Here is an 18,350-nt window from a genome sequence, read left to right as displayed (position 1 = left end):
AAAAAGGCCGGCTTGCCGGCCTTTCTCTTATTTTAGATGCAGCGTCTGAGCAGCCTGCAAAACGGCTTCGACATGCCCGGGTACTTTCACGCCTCGCCATGCCTGACGTAGCACGCCGTCGCGGTCGATCAGAAAGGTGCTGCGATCTACGCCCAAGTATTCCTTGCCGTAGAGCTTCTTAAGCTTGATCACGTCGAACAGTTGGCAGAGCTGTTCATCCTTGTCGGAGATGAGCTCGAAGGGAAATCCCTGCTTGGCCTTGAAGTTCTCATGCGTTCTCAGGCTGTCCCGTGAGACGCCGAAGACCTGCGTGTTGGCTTCGCCGAAGGCGCCGTGCAGATCGCGGAACCCCTGGCCTTCGGTGGTGCAACCTGGCGTGTTGTCCTTCGGGTAGAAGTAGAGCACGACCTGCTTGCCCTTCAGCATTTCGGAGCTGACCTGGATGCCACCAGTGGCCTGAGCCTGGAAGGGAGGAACGGGTTGATCGACTTCAACGGGCATTTGCGGGTTTCCTTATCAAGGGTTCTGCGGGCGCCAGGGCTCTATCAGGGCGTCCAGATTCAGCGCGTCGGCAAAGTCCAGAAACTGATCACGCAGCCAGCTGATCTGCGTGCCCGCCGGCAGCGTGACGGTCAATGTCGCGTTGAGCATCGTGCCGCCGGTCTGGGGCGCCTGATAGGTGTCGCAAGTCAGGCTCTCGAGCTCGACACGGTGGTCGATAAAGAACTGGCACAGCTCATTGAGGATGTCCGGGCGGTATACCGAGCTGACATAGGCCACATAGGGTAGCGCTTGCGGGCGAACTTCCAATGCTTCGCTGCGTACCACATTGGTGGTGAATTCGTGCTTCTTGGCCAGGGCAGGCAGCGCGGTCTCCATGCGGGCGAGGGCGTCCCAGGTTCCGGTGATTTCCAGAACCAGCGCGCAGCACTCACCATGACGGGTCAAGCGCGTACTGACCACGGCACAGCGATTCTCGTTGCTGGCTCGGCAAAGCACATTGGTGAGCGCCATCGGGCTGCGGCCCATGGCGCTGATGACGAGAAACTGTTCTCGGGGTACTGGGGGGGTGGACATGCAAGTTCCTGGCGGTGATGAATCGGTCGGCCAGCCAAGCCGAAAACGGCTAAGGGTAGCGAAAAGCATCGCCAGAGGGAATGCGTGCGCAGGCAAGCATCGCTAAAGGGCCCGGTTAGCGTCTGATCGCTCCGACGGCAGGATGCATCTAGCGTACTCGCAAAGCGCTCAGGAGCCTTGTACCATTACGCCTCTCTTTTTCCGGCAGGAGTGGGTTGCATGATTGCGGGCAGTATGGTGGCGCTGGTCACTCCCATGGACGCGCAAGGCGCTATTGATTGGGATAGCCTGAGCAAGCTGGTGGACTTCCATCTGCAGGAAGGCACCAATGCAATCGTTGCGGTCGGTACCACTGGCGAATCGGCAACGCTCGAAGTTCCTGAGCACATCGAGGTGATCCGCCGCGTGGTGGATCAGGTCAACGGCCGTATTCCGGTTATTGCCGGCACCGGTGCCAACTCCACTCGCGAAGCCGTCGAACTGACTGAAAATGCCAAAGCGGCAGGTGCCGATGCGTGTCTGCTGGTCACGCCGTATTACAACAAGCCGACCCAGGAAGGCATGTATCTGCACTTCCGACATATCGCCGAAGCTGTGGCGATTCCGCAAATTCTCTACAACGTGCCTGGTCGCACCGCCTGCGACATGCTGCCGGAAACCGTCGAGCGCCTGTCCAAGGTGGCGAACATCGTCGGCATCAAGGAAGCGACCGGTGACCTCAAGCGCGGCCAGGAGGTGCTCGATCGCGTCAGCACGGATTTCCTCGTCTATTCCGGCGACGACGCCACGGCAGTCGAGCTGATGTTGATGGGCGGCAAGGGCAATATTTCCGTTACCGCCAACGTCGCACCTCGTGCGATGAGTGAGCTGTGCGCCGCCGCCATTGCCGGCGATGTGGAAAAGGCTCGCGCCATCAACGCGTTGCTGATGCCGCTGCATCAGAGCTTGTTCCTCGAGGCCAATCCGATCCCGGTGAAGTGGGCGTTGCACGAGATGGGCCTGATGCAGGACGGTATTCGCTTGCCCCTGACCTGGCTCAGCCAGCGTTGCCAGGAGCCGCTTCGCGACGCAATGCGTCAATCCGGTGTGCTGGCCTGAACAGTATCCGGTGTACTGGTTTAATAATGAAGGAACACGCATGAAGCGACTGGCCGGCCTCTCGACCCTAGCCCTGATCATCTCTGGAACCAGCGGCTGTGGCTGGTTGTGGGGCGAAGACGGATATTTCCGCGACCGTGGCAGCGATTATCTGCAGGCGCGTCAGATGCCACCGATGCAGGCCCCGGCGGGTGCTGCGCTGCGCCCGATCGAGCCGCTGCTGCCGATTCCCCAGCAGGTAGCCGATACCCGCGCAACAGGCGAGTACGAAGTTCCGCGTCCTCAACGTCTGCTGATCGCCGAAGAGACCAGCGAGTTCAGCCTGCAGACATCGGAAGATGCGCGCTGGCTTGTCGCAATGCGTGCACCCTCTCAGGTCTGGGCGGCGGCCAGGCAATTCTTCACCGATAACGGCTTCCAGATCGCTGAAGAGCGGCCTCAGACCGGCGAGTTCACCACCGCCTGGCAGACGCGCGATCAGTTGGCTCCAGCCCTGGTGCGCAACCTTGGCCTTGGTGAAGGTGAGACGCGTGTTCGAGTTCGCATCGAGCCGGGCGTGCAGCGCGATACCAGCGAAATTTTCCTGCTCAGCGTTCAACGCCCTGCAGGCAGCAGTGCCGACGTCGCATGGCCTGACGCACCGGCCAATGCCGAGCTCGATCGGGTGCTACTCGATGAGTTGCAGGCAGGCTTGAACAGTAGCGCCGCGCAAGGCGGTTCTGCCTCGCTACTTGCCGAGCGCGAATTCGATGCGCCTAGCCGCGTGACGCTCAGCGAAGCAGGCAGCGGCGCTCCGGTGCTGCAGCTCGATACCGACTTCAATCGTGCCTGGTCGAGCGTCGGGCGAGCGCTAGCCGCCAGCGACATCCTCGTCGAAGACCTGGATCGGAGCTTGGGCGTTTATTACATCAACCTATCGGAAGGCGCCGCGAATCCAGACGAAAAGCCCGGATTCTTCTCCCGCTTGTTCGGCGGGGCGCCAGACCGCGAAGAGATTGAAGCTCGCGCCGAGCGTTACCAGGTTCGCGTGACCGATGTGGGTGGCAACATCCAGGTAACGCTCGACAAGGACCTCGACACCGTCGCACCCGCGGATGTTTCGCGTCGCGTGCTGACTATGCTCAAGGACAACCTGGACTGATTCGACGAATCAGCCCGCCCCAACCAATCCAGGCGAAACCCATCGGTTTCGCCTGTTTCGTTTGATGACAGACCTATCGTTACGGTTGCCCGATTCCGCAGCGTACCGAAGGGTTGGTAACCGCGAGAATCGCCATGGCCATTTCCAATGCTCTCAGCTTGAAGAAAATCTATTCCGGCAAGGTTCGTGATCTGTACGAAATCGACGACAAGCGCATGCTCATGGTCGCCACCGATCGGCTCTCGGCGTTCGACGTGATTCTCGCCGAGCCGATCCCTGAAAAGGGCAAAATCCTCACGGCGATTTCCAATTTCTGGTTCGACAAACTCGCCCATCTTGTCCCCAACCACTTCACCGGTGACAGCGTTGAGGATGTGGTCCCTGCAGAGGAGTTGCCTCTGGTGGAAGGGCGCGCAGTGGTTGCCAAGCGCCTGAAACCTGTTGCGGTAGAAGCCATCGTGCGGGGTTACATCGTCGGCTCCGGCTGGAAGGAGTACCAGAAGAACGGCACCGTTTGCGGCATCCAGCTGCCGGCCGGGTTGAAGGAAGCTGCCAAGTTACCGCAGCCGATTTTTACTCCATCGACAAAAGCTGCCGTGGGCGACCACGACGAGAACATCTCCTTCGAGCAGTGCGAGGCCGTCATCGGCAAGGAGTTGGCAGCTCAGGTACGTGACACCTCCATTGCGCTCTACACCGCAGCCGTCGAATACGCCGCGACTCGCGGCATCATCATTGCTGACACCAAGTTCGAATTCGGTCTGGATGAACAAGGCCGTCTGACGCTCATGGATGAAGTGTTGACGCCTGATTCCAGCCGCTTCTGGCCCGCCGATAGCTATCAGGAAGGCAGCAACCCACCGAGCTTCGACAAGCAGTTCGTTCGTGATTGGTTGGAGTCTACCGGCTGGAACAAGGAGCCGCCTGCGCCGCCAGTTCCGGCCGACGTCGCGCAAAAAACCGCTGACAAGTATCGCGAAGCCCTGACGCGCCTTACTGCCTGAATCAGGCACCTGGTTGAACGCTCGGCCAGCTAGGCGAAGCTGGCGCAAGATGCTGAATAACGAGAAAAAAGATCCCGGCGGGGTTCGACAATCGTTCGCGAACTGCTATGATGCGCGCCGCTGGAGAGATGCCGGAGTGGCCGAACGGGACGGATTCGAAATCCGTTGTACCCTCGCGGGTACCTAGGGTTCAAATCCCTATCTCTCCGCCATTAAATATAGCCTAAGCCCCTGAAATGCCTAGAGTTTCGGGGGCTTTTGCGTTTTGGTCCTCATCCGAGATGTCTCTCGTCCGTAAGGAAGCCCACTTGGCCTGGGACGGCGGGCATGACGACACGCCATCGAAGGTGCGTTCGGCTTCTACACCCATCTCATCGTCTCGGGCCATCAGGAAAGCGAAGGTGCGCAAAGCCTCGCCGGCATTTCAGCGGTGACGAACAAATGCTCGCGTATGGCTTCACGCTGAACATGCGCCGCTTTATTTGCGTCGGCACGGCTAGTACGTCGAGCGAGAAGCGCGAAGAACGTCCTTCACGACTACTACAGCAGACCGCCAGGCAGGCCACTCCGACCAGCCGAGGTTCCGTATGGCTTCGGCTTGCTCAGGAGAGGTTTTCTACTTGAGGTTGTCGCTAAAGAACGACGTAAGTTTTTTGAAGGGGATTAGATCGACGCGATCGTAAAGATCGACGTGGCCGGCGCCCTCAACCCAATACAGCTCCTTCGGCTCGCCGGCGAGGCGATAGGCTTGCTCGCTAAATTCCTTCGAGTGCGCCTGATCACCGCTGATGAACAGCATCGGACGGGGCGAGATCGTCTCGATATCGTTGAGCGGGTAGAAATTCATGAGCTTGACGTTGCTGGTCAGCGTTGGGTGCGTGGTCAGCTGCGGCGACGAGCCGGCAGGCGTGAATTCGCCTCTCGGCGTGCGATAGAAGTCGAAGAACTCACGCTGGATCGGGTGGGTGTTGTCGTCCAACTCATGGACCGTCCCGCCGGTGTAGCGGGTGTCACCGCCGCTGAATTCGGCATCGCGTTGTTCGGCGGCCTCGGTGATGATCTGCTTGCGCTGCTCGAGCGTCTGCGACTGGTTCAGTGCGTCGCGGTTGGCCGCGCCCATGTCGTACATGCTGACCGTCGCGATGGCCTTCATGCGCGGGTCGATCTTGGCGGCACTGATGACGAAGCTGCCGCTGCCACAGATGCCGAGCACGCCGATCCGTTCCTTGTCCACGAACGGCTGGGTGCGCAGGTAATCCATCGCTGCGCTGAAGGCTTCCGCATAAATGTCCGGTGCGACAGCATTGCGAGGCTGTCCCTCGCTTTCGCCCCAGAACGATTGGTCAATGGCCAGCGTAACGAAGCCCTGTTCGGCCAGCTTCTGCGCATAGAGGTTCGAGCTCTGCTCTTTCACGGCACCCATCGGATGTCCCACGATAATGGCGGCATGTCGCGTGTTGCCCGCCGATTGCTTGGGCATGTACAGGTTACCCACGATTTTCATCTTGTACTGGTTGTCGAAGGTTACCTTTTCCAAGCGCAGGGTCTCGCTCTTATAGAAATTGTTCGCGCTATTGGAGAGGTCTTGCCCCATGGCGCCAAATGAAGCGATGCTCGCCAAGAGCCCCAGCGTCGGGAGAATTTTGCTCATCGGTTGTTCCTTTTTTGGGTAGGGTAGTGAGTGGGCTGGCGTCGAGGCGTCAGCACGGTGATGCACACATCGAAGCAGCTGTTTGTCCGTCCACTGGCAAAGACGTCGGCAGGCTGGTGCCCATTTCCAAGTCATCGACGAGCGCTTGGCTCGGCTGCTCAATAACCGGCCGCGCGCGATGTCCTGAAGGTGGTGAAGGCCGCGATCAGCAAGAGCAGTGCGCTTGCCACGAAGGTGCTCTGGTAGCCATGCGCGTCGAAAAGCACACCGCCCAACGTCGAGCCCAGGGCGATCGATAACTGAATGACCGCGACCACCAAGCCGCCACCCACTTCTGCGCTTTCCGGAAAGGTCCGCGGTACCCAGCTCCACCAGCCGACGGGTGCGGCGGTGGCGATCAGGGCCCACACTCCGAGAAGCACGACCACGATCGCTGTATTGCTCCCGAGGGCCACGAGCGCTAGAGCGATCACGGCCATCAATAGGGGGATGGCGATCAGCGTCCGGTAGAGGCCTCGCTTGAGCGCCGTGCCGATCAATGTGGTGCCGATGAGCCCCATGAAACCGATCACCAGCAGAGTGAGCGAGAGCGTGGACACATCGACTTGTGTAACCGTCTCGAGAAACGGCCGCAGGTAAGTGAACAGGGTGAACTGGCCCATGAAGAAGGCGCCGAGACCCAACATGCCCAAGGCCACCACCGGTTTGCGCAATAGCCTGAAGGCATTCGTGGACGTGCTTGGTTGGTTGCTGGTCGGCAGGGACGGCAGGGCGATCCACTGCCAGATCATTGCGACTGCGGCCAGCGGCACCAGGCAAAAGAATGCGCCGCGCCAGCCGATGATTGATCCCAGGTAGCTGCCCAGTGGCGCCGCGACGACCGTCGCTAACGCATTGCCACCATTGAAGATGGCAAGCGCCCGTGGAACCTGAGGTGCAGGCACCAAGCGCATGGCGGTGGCCGCCGAGAGCGACCAGAAGCCACCCACGACGATGCCGATCAGCGCGCGACCGAGCATATAGATGAGGTAGTTTGGGGCCAGGGCGATGATCACACCGGAGAGGCCCATGGCGGCAGTCAGCCCTAACAGAAGTGTCTTGCGATTGATGCCCAAAGTCAGCGAGGCGAGGAACAGGCTGGTGAGCACGGCAAAAGCGCCGGAAATCGCGATGCCTTGACCCGCCATCCCTTCACTGATTCGTAGATCCTGCGCCAAGGGCGAGAGCAGGCTGACCGGCATGAATTCGGACGCGATCAGCGCGAAGACGCACATCGACATCGCGAAGACGCCGCTCCAGCAGGTTGCTGGATGCGCGCTGTTGGGCGTAATGCCAATGCCAGCCTCGTCAACAAGGGCGTCACTCATTGCGGCAGTCATGCGATTGCGGTTCCTCCAGGTAGGTCTGTAATGGCAGCGTCAGTGCTCGGCCCCGCGACTGACGGCGACAGACTCTCCAGGGCCACGCGGGCCAGTCGATCTCTTCATGCCGGCATTGTCGTCACACACGTCTGCTTTGATTAGCTAATCAATGCTTAAAGGCCTTATAAGAAGCACTAATCAATGGTCCATGCGAGACTGCCACCATGGCCAGACGTAACCTCAACGACCTTCTGTCTTTCGTCACAGTTGCCCGTGAGGGCAGCTTTACGCGCGCCGCTGCGCAACTCGGCGTCACCCAGTCGGCGCTAAGCCAGGCGGTGAGCGGGCTGGAGAAGCGGCTGCAGATCCGGCTGCTGACCCGAACGACGCGCAGCGTTTCGCCCACGCCGGCAGGTGAACGCCTTCTGCTAGCAATCGGTCATCGCTTCGACGAGATCGAGGCGGAGCTGGATGAGCTGACCGAGATGCGCGACAAGCCTGCTGGCACGGTGCGAATCACCTGTGGTGACCACGTACTGCGAACGCTCCTGTTGCCGAAGTTGGCGCCCGTGCTGCTGGATCTGCCTGACGTTAACGTGGAGTTCGACGTTAACTACGGGTTTCGAGACATCGTGGCGGATCGGTTCGATGCGGGGGTGCGTTTGGGCGACACCATCGACAAGGACATGATTGCGCTACCGATCGGTCCGAAGCTGCGGATGGCGGCGGTGGCCGCGCCGAGCTATTTCGCCAAGAGGCCCGCGCCCAAAACGCCACATGAACTCACGGCGCACCGCTGCATCAACATGCGCTTTCCTACGCATGGAGGCCTTTACGTATGGGAGTTCGAGCGCGCGGGCCAACAGCTGAATGTCCGCGTCGAGGGACAGATCGTGCTCAACAGCACGCCGCATATCGTTCTTGCCGCGCTCGAAGGGCTGGGCATTGCATTTCTGCCGGAAGACGAATTTACGCCGCATATCGAACAAGGACGACTGGTCCGGGTGCTGGAAGAGTGGTGCGAACCCTTCGAGGGCTACTACTTGTATTATCCCAGTCGGAAACAACCCTCTCCAGCCTTTGCGCTCGTCATGTCCGCGTTGCGTTTCACCGCACCGGTGTAGGGGGAAGCGGTTCATGCCTCGGTTTATCTCATGGCCGCTATAAGAGGTGCATCAGCGACGCAGTAGTTCGAATAAACGAATCGAGAAAGAACTAACAAAATGCCGAGCCGGCAGCATAAGCAGCGCCGGCTCGGGGCGCTGCAGAACGCATGCTAGCGAGTGTCGCCGTAGCCCTTCATGACATCGGCCATATTGCCGTATTCCTGTTCAGGCATACGGTTGATTACATCGATCACCTCGGGCTCCGCGCCGTTATTCTTGGCGTGTTCCACCAAGTCTTGTTTCTTAGCGGGATAGTCTATTCCCTTCAAATAAGTTGAAACATTAGCGGGAGATTCGCCGCCTACTCCTCGGGTCATGATTAGTACCTCCGATAAAGAGGGGTTCAATATTTACGCGGTTGTACCTGGCGTTGCGCTAAGTGGGCAAAGCGTTGTCGCCTCAGAGGTACGAGGAGTTATCGATGGAAAAATTTCGACCGCTCGTCGTCTCTACCTGGGCCGTATTTCCGAGGTTGAAGCGCAGGTCGAATCATCGCAGGGCGCGAGTGCTGAAGGAGCAGCCGAGGCAACGCTCAACGGCTTTCGCAGGCGAGAGGGATGGTCGCTTTGTTGCGAGCACAGCCTTAACTCACCAGCTGCTACCTTCTGACGGAGCGCCGTGCCCAGCGTTCAGGGCTGCTTGTTCGGCGTCTTCCACAAGACAGGTGGATAGATGACGCAGCCTCGCAAGGGGCTCTTCGACGATATACCTCGCATTGACAGCCTTCGAAAAGGCATAGGAGAGGTTGACCCCGAAGAAGCCGCTATAGCACCGCGACAAGTGCGACGCATCGCTGAAGCCCGCCAGCTTTATCGCCGAAGCAGTGGGCACGCCAGACAATGTCAACGTGACGAATTCGACCAATCTGTACCACAAGCGATGCCTGCGCAGCGGCGTCCCGACATGGACGCTGAACAGCCGTATCAGCCCGGATTCCGAGAGGCCGACTTCGCTTGCCAGCGCGCGAACGGAGATGTTCAGTGAGGCGGTATTCCTGAGACGCTCGATCACATAGATGACGCGTGGGTCGGGACTTGCGATATCGCTGGTTGTACAGCCATGAATAAGGGCCTCCACGCGCCTCTGTGCCTCTTGGAAATCCGGCGCTTCATCGCGCAGCTGAATCAGGCTGGCCGCCAACTGCCTCTCTTCTGCCAGGTTGTGGTAGACGCCAGCGGTGATCGACCTCATTCGGCGCTTCAATACCTGGAAATCCAGCTTCGCCGCGTCCAGATAACAGGCCGACATCACGCCTCCCTGGTTTTCAATGCTGATTCTGGTGCCGGCCGGAATGAGAACGCTCCTGGCGTCGATCCAGCGTCCGTCTCCTCGGACTTGGAATCTCACAGACCCTTCAAGACAAACCAGCAATGATGAGGCAGCCGAATGCAAATCCCTGATGCGCAATTGGGTGCGCCCCAGATAGATATAGCGCCTGCTTGAGACGTAGATCAGCGCGGGCCTGGATTGTTGGCTGGAGCCAGAATGAGTCATGGCCTAGTTGCTTCGTTGTTGTTTTTATACCGGATGGTTGCTTTTGGCCATCACTGGATGGCTTTATACCAGCTTGTACTGCAAAACTGCGGCTAGTGTAGTTCCCGCTACAGCTCTGTCAAAAAACGCAAGGCGCGAAGTGTTGGGCCAGAAACACTGGATCCTGTTTGCACGTGGAAGTGGCCGCAACGCAGCTCGACGGCCTGGCGCTTGGGTTTTGGCGCTCTTGCCAGTGCCAGGAAGTTCGACGCGGGACAGTGCAGGGCATGCTGCGGGGGCATATTCAAGGGAACTTTTCGCTTCAGTCGTTAAAAGTTGTGTGAGGTGGCCTAACGAGTGGGTCACTTTCGTGAGCGGCCGGTCACTTGTATGAATTGAGCGTGTTCGAAGATTGTTGGCGGCTTATCGCCCTTGTAAGTTTTTTGTTCAGGCACCTTGCTGTATGTGTGGGGTGCCATCAGCAACTAGCGAGAACAATAACAAGAGGGCGAACTGTATGAAGATCAAGATATCAATGGTGAGAAGTGCGCTGCTGATCACTTCACTACTGGCAAGTGCCTACGCGTTGTCCGCACCAGGCCCGTCCGCTCCTTGTACGGATTGTACGCGGGGGCCCAATCCGACGGTTGCCTCGCTCAAGAGCAGGTCCGGGCCGTTCAACGTCGACAGGTTTTCGGTATCCGGGTATTTGAAAGGCTTCGGGGACAGCACGGTGTATTACCCCACCAATGCCACTGGGAAGATGGGCGCGATCGCAGTCATCCCCGGCTATCTGTCCTATGAGAGCAGCATTGACTGGTGGGGGCCGCGTCTGGCTTCGCATGGTTTCGTGGTCATGACGATGAATACCAATACCATCTACGATCAACCCGATAGTCGCGCTACGCAGCTCAGCCGAGCGCTGGACTACCTCATCGAACAGAGCAACAGCCGTTATAGCCCGATCGCTGGCAAGGTCGACAGTACACGCCTGGGCGCCATCGGATGGTCGATGGGTGGGGGTGGTTCGCTCAAGCTTGCGACCGAGCGGTCGCTCAATGCGATCATCCCCCAGGCGCCTTATTACGCGGGCTTCAACAGTTTTGATACGATCAAGACGCCTGCGATGATCCTGGCGTGCGGTGCCGATGTGGTGGCGCCGGTGGCTGCGCATGCATCGCCGTTCTACAACAGAATCCCGAATGCCACCCCGAAGGCCTTTCTGGAGATCTACGGCGGCTCGCACTTCTGCGCCAACTCCGGCTATCCCAACGAAGACCTGCTCGGGATGTATGGCATCTCCTGGATGAAGCGCTTCATCGATTTCGATCGCCGCTATGATCAGTTCCTCTGCGGCCCCAATCATGAAGCCGATCTCAGTATTTCCGAGTACCGCGAGAACTGCGATTACTGAGACCGGCGCGTTTGGGCAGAGGGATGGTCCAGCTCGCCTCTGAGTTTTAGGGGCGAGCGCTTTGTGGCCCGATGCCGAGCGGGCAACGATGCAACGCGATGGTTCATGGGGCGTTCTCGCCATCGGTCGACGGATATGGCCGGGCCTGGTTCGCGTCAATACTCGTCTATCTTGTTGATTGTTCACCGTGCGTCCGTCTCCCGTCGCCCGGCCAGAAACCAACAAGAAGGATAGAGCCACATGCGTCCACTACTCTGTGTCGCTTTGACCGTTTCGCTTTTCGCCAGTAGCCATGCCGCCCTTGGCGCCAAACTCGAAGGCGCGGCAGTTGCGGCGCCGGACGCCTACAGCGCGAAGGTCGCAGCAGGGGTGCTCAGTGCCGGTGGCAACGCGGTGGATGCGGCCGTGGCGACCGCTTTCACACTGGCCGTCACCTACCCGGAGGCCGGCAATATCGGCGGCGGCGGGTTCATGACTCTCTACATGGATGGCAAGCCCTACTTTCTCGATTATCGCGAAGTCGCACCCAAAGCGGCCAGCAAGCGCATGTATCTTGATGACAAGGGTGAAGTCATCGAAAACATCAGCCTGGTCGGCGCCAAGGCGGTCGGCGTTCCGGGAACGGTGTTGGGGCTGTGGGAGGCGCACCGGCGCTTTGGCACACTGCCCTGGAGCGAGCTGATCACGCCCGCCGTAGGCTACGCGCGCGAAGGCTTCAAAGTGGCTGATCAGCAATTCCAATACCGCGAGGATGCCGTCGGGCTATTCAACGGTACGACCAACTTCGAAGCGTATTTCGGCGCCATGAGCCCAGGGACCAACTTCCGCCAGCCGGAGTTGGCCGAAACGCTCGAGCGCATCGCCGATCAAGGCGCTGACGATTTCTACAAGGGCAAGACGGCCGATCTGCTAGTCGCACAGATGCAACGTGACGGCGGCCTGATCACCAAGGAAGATTTGGCCGACTACCGCACCCTATGGCGCGAGCCGATGCGTATCGACTGGCGCGGCAAGAGCCTTTACACCGCTCCTTTGCCCAGCTCAGGTGGCATTGCCCTGGCTCAGTTGATCGGTATCAAAGAGCAGCGTTCCGCCGATTTCAAGGACGTCACGTTGAATTCGGCGCGCTACATTCATCTGCTCGCTGAAATCGAGAAACGCGTATTCGCTGACCGTGCCGACTATCTCGGCGATCCGGATTTCTCCGATGTGCCGGTCGCGCAACTGATTGCCACGGATTATCTGGTGCGACGCGCCGCCGAGGTCAATCCAACGGCGATCTCGGCCACCGAACAGGTGCGTCCAGGGCTGGAACCCCGACAAACCACACACTTTTCCATCGTCGACGCCGACGGCAATGCGGTGAGTAATACCTATACGCTTAACTGGGATTTCGGCAGTGGGGTAGTAGTCCAGGGCGCGGGCTTCCTGCTCAACGACGAGATGGACGATTTCAGTGCCAAGCCGGGCGTTGCCAATGCATTCGGCGTGGTGGGCAGCGATGCCAACGCCATCGAGCCGGGCAAGCGCATGCTGTCTTCGATGAGCCCGAGCATCGTCGTCCAGGATGGGCAGGTCAGCCTGGTGCTCGGCACACCCGGTGGCTCACGGATTTTCACCTCCATTTTTCAGGTGCTGAACAACGTGTACGACTTCAACCTGCCGCTGGAAAAGGCTGTTTCGGCGCAACGCGTTCATCACCAACTGCTGCCCAAGGACACCATTTACTACGATGCCTACGCGCCACTCACCGGCGAAGTCGCGGATGAGCTGAAGGCGATGGGGTATGTCCTCGAGGATCAGGGTTGGTCGATGGGCGACATCCAGGCCATACGTGTGGAGGGCAAGACACTGCAGACCGCATCAGATCCGCGCGGCCGAGGCGTGGGTATGGTCATCAAGCCATGATGGTCTGCTGAATAACCCGTTGCGCGCGGCCGAAGAATTCCGCTAACGCGATCGGTCGCGTTCTGCGGAACGGTTCGGCCCCGGCGCCCCTGTGATTGCTTACGCCTAACGTTTGCCTGCCGGCGCCTTTCGAGTGCGCCGGCACTGCGTGGTGATCGTGCTGTCTGAGCAGTTCACACCGCACCGAGACCTCCGATGATCGAGTGGCTAAAAAATAACCATCAACTGATCTCGCTGATCATTTCCGCCAGTACGCTGCTGGTGTGGGTGTTCTACGCGCAGCTGTTACTGCTCAACTTCCGTCGGCAGCGCAAGCCGAGCCTAATCATCAATCGTGGTGCCGGCAGGGGGTTGAGTTCGCTCTGCCTGATTTCCAACATGAGCGCCGAGCCCATGTTCATTAACCAACTAGTGGTTTGCATCGAGACGTCCAAGGGCCCGCTGGAGCTCGATGTGACCGATATCCGGCAGAGCATCGATGACGAAGACGGCGCCTCGCCTGATCTGCCGATCCACCAGACTACCCATCAGGGGCCGTTGCGCAGCGGTGACTTCATCCACATCGGCACGTTTCAGGGCATGTTGCGTCGCGTCGCCGAGCGGCACGGCATTGAACTACAAGGTCACAAACCGGCCGGCGACTGGACGTTCCATACGCTGGAGATCCGTGCGGTGGCGTACTACGGCCCTGAACGTCATCCGATCGGTGTTCTACGGCGGTTTCGTCTGGGCGACGGTGAGCCGGAATGCATCCTGGTGCCGGAAAGCCCGTTTACCCATCAACTGCTGTCGCGTCGTGATCGCCGCAGGGTGCGCCAGTGGCTAAGGGAATCGCTTGGGTAAGAACGGCTGTTGATCGGGGTGGATGCGTCTGGCTCGACGCTTCACTACGAAAGGGTTCGGAACTTGAGCGGCTGATGGCGGTCTCGTTTAGCTGGCAATGCTGCCGGCGGGCGAGCCCCGTAACGGTAACGGATGCTTGCGATGTGCAGCGTGTAGCGTGGTTGCGCAATTGATTACGGCAGCTCGTCCGCGGACAAGCTTGCGATATGGAAGGGTAGTTCGCGTGGAAATCAACCGCATAAGCGCAAGGGATGTCGACAAATCACATTATGAGTTGGTGGTAATCGGGTCGGGTTTCGGGTCCAGTTTCTTTCTGACCGAAGCGTTGAAGCACCTTACCGGACGCGCCTTGATCATCGAGTGGGGCGATTTTCATCCCTGGGATTGGCAGATCCAGACCCAGAGCAGTTCGGCGATCACACCGGAATCCACCTACGACAACCGTGGCGAGAAGCCCTGGAACACCACTATTGCACTCGGCGGTGGCATGAATTGCTGGTACTCGCAGACGCCGCGATTGCACCCCAGCGATTTCGCCATCCGAAGTCGCTACGACGTTGGCAACGATTGGCCGCTGAGCTACGACGACCTCGAGCCGTACTACTGTCAGGCCGAGCAGATCATGTCGATTGCCGGTGACCCGGACATGGGCAAGGTGCTGCCACGCAGCCAGCCATTTCCGCAGCCACCGCACAAGGGCTCCTCGATCGACATACTGATGAAGGAGGCGATGCCCGATCATCACTTCATCATGCCGACCGGGCGCGCTCGGGTCGCGACCGGCACCCGCGGCGTCTGCTGCGCCAATGCCACCTGCAATCTCTGCCCGATGAACGCCAAGTTCACTGCGCAGAATGGCCTGGCCGAGCTGTACAGCCATCCGAAAGTGGACGTCTGTCTGAAGACCGAGGTCCGCACGCTCGAATACGAAGGCAGCACCATCAAAGGCGTGACGCTGCGGGCCGAGGACGGTGAGTTCAAAGTGTTCGGTGATCTGTTCGTGCTCGGCGCCAATGCCATCCAGAGCCCGGCTATTTTGCTGCGCTCGGATATCGATTTCGGCGAAACCGGTATGGGCCTGCATGAACAGGTGGGGGCTAACGTCGAGGTCTATCTCAACGGCCTGGGCAATTTCGACGGCAGCACCATCACCACTGGCCTGAACTATTCGCTTTACGACGGTGACTTCCGCAAGGAGCACTCGGCGTGCCTGGTTTATTTCGAGAACCGCTGGCCCTACGGCCTGCGCCCCGAACGTGGACGCTGGAACGAGACATTACCCTTGATGCTGGTCAGCGAGGATTTGCCCAACGTGAAGAACCGGGTTGTGATCGATCCGCAAAGCGGGCAGCCGATCATCGACTATCAAGGCGAGTCCGAGTACGGCATGAAGGGTGTTCAGTACGGTCTGGACAGCCTGGAAAAACTGCTCGCACCGCTGCCGGTCGAATCGATCAATTTCCGTGAATGGCGCCTGACCGAGTCGCACGTGCAGGGCACGCTGCGCATGGGGCAGGTCGATGACGGGGCAGTGGTGGATGGTCAGATGCTGCATCACCGCATGAGGAATCTGGTGGTGGTGGGGACGGCAACCTACCCGAGCTGTTCGCCGGCCAATCCCAGCCTGACGGCTGCGGCCCTGTCCATTCGCGCCGCCGATCTGCTGTATAGCTAAGGATGCCCATGAAGCGTCGTACGTTGTTGCTTTCATCCGCCGCCACGCTTGGCCTGGCGGCGGTCGGTTCGGCCGCCTGGGTATACGAAGACCGTCAGGTATTCATTCCTGAACTGCTGCGCCAGCTCGTCGGTGATTTCCAGATGGCCGCGGAGGATCAGCGAAAATTCGTCGATGCATTGGCCGGACACTATGGGTCGCAGAAGCTTGCGGCGCTGATGGGGCTGTACAAGATTCGTCAGGAAACCGGTGCCGGCAGTGCTTATACCGATCTTCGGGTGGATAACTTTGAACGCCGTTTGCTGACCGACTTCATGGTCTCGACCGATTATCTGCGCCATCAGCACGAGTCCCGTCCGACGGTGTCTTTCCTGGGGTACCGGTTGCCTTGTAGCAACCCCTACGCGCGGTTCGACGGGCTGGCCTGATCTGATCCCAAGGGGGCATTTCGCGGCGAGCCCGCGCCCCGGTGATCCGCTCTCAGGAGGCAAACCCATGCGTATCGCGGTATTCAGCACCAAACCCTACGACCGCCGGTTTCTCGATCAGGCCAATCAGGCGCACGGACATGAGCTGGTCTACTTCGACCCGCAACTGACGGTGGAAACAGCACCGCTGGCGGCGGGTTTCCGTGGAATCTGTGCCTTCGTCAATGACCGGCTCGATCGCGAAGTGTTGCAGGTGCTGCGGGCCAGCGGGACCGAGTTGATCGCCCTGCGCTCGGCCGGGTTCAACAATGTCGATCTGGTCGAGGCGGAGCGGCTCGGGATGACCGTGGCGCGTGTACCGGCTTATTCGCCGCATGCCGTGGCGGAGCATGCGGTCGCGTTGCTGCTGAGCCTCAATCGGATGACCCATCGCGCCTACAACCGCGTGCGTGAGGGCAACTTCGCACTCGATGGGCTGCTGGGTTTCGATCTCTATGGCAAGACCGTGGGTGTGGTCGGCACCGGCAAGATCGGGCTGGTTTTTGCCGAGATCATGCATGGTTTCGGCTGCAAGGTACTGGCCAGCGATCCCTTTCCCGATGCCCAGGCCAAGGCATTCGTGCACTACGTGCCATTGGACACCCTGCTGGTCGAAGCCGATATCGTCTCGCTGCATTGTCCGCTGACGCCTGAAACTCATCACCTGATCGATGCTCGGGCTATTGCCCGGATGAAAGATGGCGTCGTACTGATCAACACCGGGCGCGGTCGGGTAGTGGATACCAAAGCCGTCATCGACGCGCTCAAGAGCGGAAAAATCGGTCGGTTGGGCCTGGATGTGTACGAAGAGGAAGAACAGCTGTTCTTTCAGGACCTGTCCCAGCGTGTCATCAGTGACGACCTCTTCATGCGCCTCACGACGTTTCCCAACGTGCTGATCACCGGCCACCAAGCGTTTTTCACCGCCGAGGCACTGGGCAACATTGCCGAAACCACCCTCAGCAATATCTGCGCATTCGAAAGCGGCACCGGCGAGCTTCGGAGAGTCACGGCCGACAAACGGGTTTGAACGGGCGAGTGGGGGCTATTCGAACAACTGACGCAGGCCGCTCGGCACCAGGCCGGTCCAGCGCTTGAACGAGCGGCGGAAATTGGTCGTGTCGTTGAAGCAGAGATAGCTCGCCACTTCCTCGTTGCTATAACCCTTCATCTGGTAGAGATAGAGCGCGACGTGTTTACGCACCAGGTCGAGTTGTTCCTGAAAGTGCGTCCCGTGCTTTTGCAGCTTGCGCTTGAGAGAGGCCGGGCTCATCTCGAAGGCCAGCGCGACCCGTTCGAGATTCAGTGGCGTGCGGATATTGGCGTGCAGATATTCGTACAACTGATCGACGAAGCTGCTTTGCCAGCCGAGGCTCGCCAGTTCGGCGTGGCTGGCATTTCGGGCAACCTGACCGGCAGTTGCCGAGGCATTCGGCCAAGGTTTGTGCAGGTATTCGCGCGGCACGCTCATCATCGTCAGCTGGCTGTCGAAGGCCAGATCCTCACCCATATGGACCCAGTACTGTTCGATGTGGCGCGGTTGCGAATAACTGAAATGAAAGCGCCACGGCAGCCGCTCGCCCGACAGTCGACGGCTCATCGCGACTACCGCCGTCAGGCTGGCTTCAGCGAGAAATCGGCGCAGTTCGTCCGTTCCCCAGCTTTCCACCCAATACAGATGAGCCTGCTTTTCATCGAGCAGCAACCGCGGTGTCAGCAGGGGACTGAGCATCGCGCGCAGGTACTGCAGATGCTCCAGTGCCTGGAGCAGCGTACTGGCGTGGTTCAGCGCATGGCTGGTTTCGCCGTAATGACCAGGGAGCAATCGTTGGCCAAGCAGGAAACTGCTGTCGTCGGCATCCAGCAAGCGCTGAGCGTTGGCGATCAGGGCAAGATACTGAGCGGGGCTGAGGCGCGCACGGCCGCTGGTGACGTCCTCGTAGAACAAACCCGTGCCGCGCAACAGCTGATGGCTATCGATCCCCCGTGATAATGCCAGATCGATCAGTACGGCCGGCTGATGATGGGCCGCGATGAAGCGTGTGTCGCACTCGTAGCCGATGGCCATGGTT

The 18,350-nt window shown here is 59.5% G+C and carries 17 protein-coding genes and 1 tRNA gene; 11 read left to right on the top strand and 7 right to left on the bottom strand.

What is annotated here, in order from left to right; all coding sequences use genetic code 11:
* Nucleotides 1-27: 27 nt before the first annotated feature.
* Together MCB86_RS03370 and MCB86_RS03365 are read right to left on the bottom strand one after the other, a co-directional pair.
* Nucleotides 28-501, bottom strand: coding sequence for a peroxiredoxin (locus MCB86_RS03370; RefSeq protein WP_239609787.1), 474 nt, complete (start codon nt 499-501; stop codon nt 28-30).
* A 15-nt stretch (nt 502-516) separates the two neighbouring features.
* The gene (locus MCB86_RS03365; RefSeq protein ID WP_025241081.1) at nt 517-1,077 is read right to left on the bottom strand and encodes a glycine cleavage system protein R; all 561 of its coding nucleotides are present in this window, start codon (nt 1,075-1,077) and stop codon (nt 517-519) included.
* A 219-nt stretch (nt 1,078-1,296) separates the two neighbouring features.
* Here MCB86_RS03365 and dapA point away from each other — a divergent pair, with 219 nt between their 5' ends.
* The 4 genes from dapA (at nt 1,297) to MCB86_RS03345 (ending at nt 4,532) form a co-directional block, all read left to right on the top strand.
* A complete protein-coding gene (gene dapA, locus MCB86_RS03360; RefSeq protein ID WP_045162816.1) occupies nt 1,297-2,175 on the top strand; it encodes a 4-hydroxy-tetrahydrodipicolinate synthase in 879 nt (292 codons plus the stop codon).
* A gap of 40 nt (nt 2,176-2,215) precedes the next feature.
* Nucleotides 2,216-3,316 carry an outer membrane protein assembly factor BamC gene (bamC, locus tag MCB86_RS03355; RefSeq protein WP_239609785.1) on the top strand — a complete coding sequence of 367 codons (1,101 nt, stop codon included), beginning with the start codon at nt 2,216-2,218 and terminating at the stop codon, nt 3,314-3,316.
* Nucleotides 3,317-3,450: 134 nt separating this feature from the next.
* Complete coding sequence (locus tag MCB86_RS03350) at nt 3,451-4,320, top strand: phosphoribosylaminoimidazolesuccinocarboxamide synthase (RefSeq protein ID WP_045162814.1); 870 nt, start codon at nt 3,451-3,453, stop codon at nt 4,318-4,320.
* A 122-nt stretch (nt 4,321-4,442) separates the two neighbouring features.
* Nucleotides 4,443-4,532: transfer RNA gene (locus MCB86_RS03345), tRNA-Ser, on the top strand.
* Nucleotides 4,533-4,936: 404 nt separating this feature from the next.
* Here MCB86_RS03345 and MCB86_RS03340 read toward each other — a convergent pair.
* Together MCB86_RS03340 and MCB86_RS03335 are read right to left on the bottom strand one after the other, a co-directional pair.
* Nucleotides 4,937-5,971, bottom strand: coding sequence for an alpha/beta hydrolase (locus MCB86_RS03340; RefSeq protein WP_239609783.1), 1,035 nt, complete (start codon nt 5,969-5,971; stop codon nt 4,937-4,939).
* Nucleotides 5,972-6,129: 158 nt separating this feature from the next.
* A complete protein-coding gene (locus MCB86_RS03335; RefSeq protein ID WP_239609867.1) occupies nt 6,130-7,251 on the bottom strand; it encodes an MFS transporter in 1,122 nt (373 codons plus the stop codon).
* 305 nt (nt 7,252-7,556) lie between these two features.
* Between MCB86_RS03335 and MCB86_RS03330 the strand changes: the two genes are divergently transcribed.
* Nucleotides 7,557-8,456, top strand: coding sequence for a LysR family transcriptional regulator (locus MCB86_RS03330; RefSeq protein ID WP_239609781.1), 900 nt, complete (start codon nt 7,557-7,559; stop codon nt 8,454-8,456).
* 152 nt (nt 8,457-8,608) lie between these two features.
* Here MCB86_RS03330 and MCB86_RS03325 read toward each other — a convergent pair whose 3' ends face one another.
* The gene (locus tag MCB86_RS03325; protein ID WP_239609779.1) at nt 8,609-8,815 is read right to left on the bottom strand and encodes a DUF2795 domain-containing protein; all 207 of its coding nucleotides are present in this window, start codon (nt 8,813-8,815) and stop codon (nt 8,609-8,611) included.
* 271 nt (nt 8,816-9,086) lie between these two features.
* Nucleotides 9,087-9,992: an AraC family transcriptional regulator gene (locus MCB86_RS03320; protein ID WP_239609776.1), complete on the bottom strand. Its 906-nt coding sequence runs from the start codon at nt 9,990-9,992 to the stop codon at nt 9,087-9,089.
* Between the two features lie 496 nt (nt 9,993-10,488).
* Here MCB86_RS03320 and MCB86_RS03315 point away from each other — a divergent pair, with 496 nt between their 5' ends.
* The 6 genes from MCB86_RS03315 (at nt 10,489) to MCB86_RS03290 (ending at nt 17,308) form a co-directional block, all read left to right on the top strand.
* Complete coding sequence (locus MCB86_RS03315; RefSeq protein ID WP_239609774.1) at nt 10,489-11,385, top strand: dienelactone hydrolase family protein; 897 nt, start codon at nt 10,489-10,491, stop codon at nt 11,383-11,385.
* 240 nt (nt 11,386-11,625) lie between these two features.
* Nucleotides 11,626-13,293, top strand: coding sequence for a gamma-glutamyltransferase (gene ggt / locus MCB86_RS03310; RefSeq protein ID WP_239609772.1), 1,668 nt, complete (start codon nt 11,626-11,628; stop codon nt 13,291-13,293).
* 195 nt (nt 13,294-13,488) lie between these two features.
* Nucleotides 13,489-14,136 (top strand): hypothetical protein, encoded by a 648-nt coding sequence (locus tag MCB86_RS03305; protein ID WP_045162801.1) that lies wholly within the window; start codon nt 13,489-13,491, stop codon nt 14,134-14,136.
* Nucleotides 14,137-14,359: 223 nt separating this feature from the next.
* Nucleotides 14,360-15,811: a GMC family oxidoreductase gene (locus tag MCB86_RS03300; protein ID WP_239609770.1), complete on the top strand. Its 1,452-nt coding sequence runs from the start codon at nt 14,360-14,362 to the stop codon at nt 15,809-15,811.
* 8 nt (nt 15,812-15,819) lie between these two features.
* A complete protein-coding gene (locus MCB86_RS03295; protein WP_045162799.1) occupies nt 15,820-16,239 on the top strand; it encodes a hypothetical protein in 420 nt (139 codons plus the stop codon).
* Nucleotides 16,240-16,306: 67 nt separating this feature from the next.
* Nucleotides 16,307-17,308: a 2-hydroxyacid dehydrogenase gene (locus MCB86_RS03290; protein ID WP_239609767.1), complete on the top strand. Its 1,002-nt coding sequence runs from the start codon at nt 16,307-16,309 to the stop codon at nt 17,306-17,308.
* Nucleotides 17,309-17,323: 15 nt separating this feature from the next.
* On the opposite strand, the gene MCB86_RS03285 is transcribed toward MCB86_RS03290, so the two are convergent.
* Nucleotides 17,324-18,346: an AraC family transcriptional regulator gene (locus MCB86_RS03285; protein ID WP_045162797.1), complete on the bottom strand. Its 1,023-nt coding sequence runs from the start codon at nt 18,344-18,346 to the stop codon at nt 17,324-17,326.
* Between the last annotated feature and the right edge of the window lie 4 nt (nt 18,347-18,350).

The organism is Pseudomonas sp. KSR10 (assembly GCF_022355455.1).
Classification (GTDB): Bacteria; Pseudomonadota; Gammaproteobacteria; order Pseudomonadales; family Pseudomonadaceae; genus Stutzerimonas; species Stutzerimonas stutzeri_E.
Note: the sequence above shows the minus strand (reverse complement) of the source record. Positions and strands in the feature narration are given on the sequence as shown.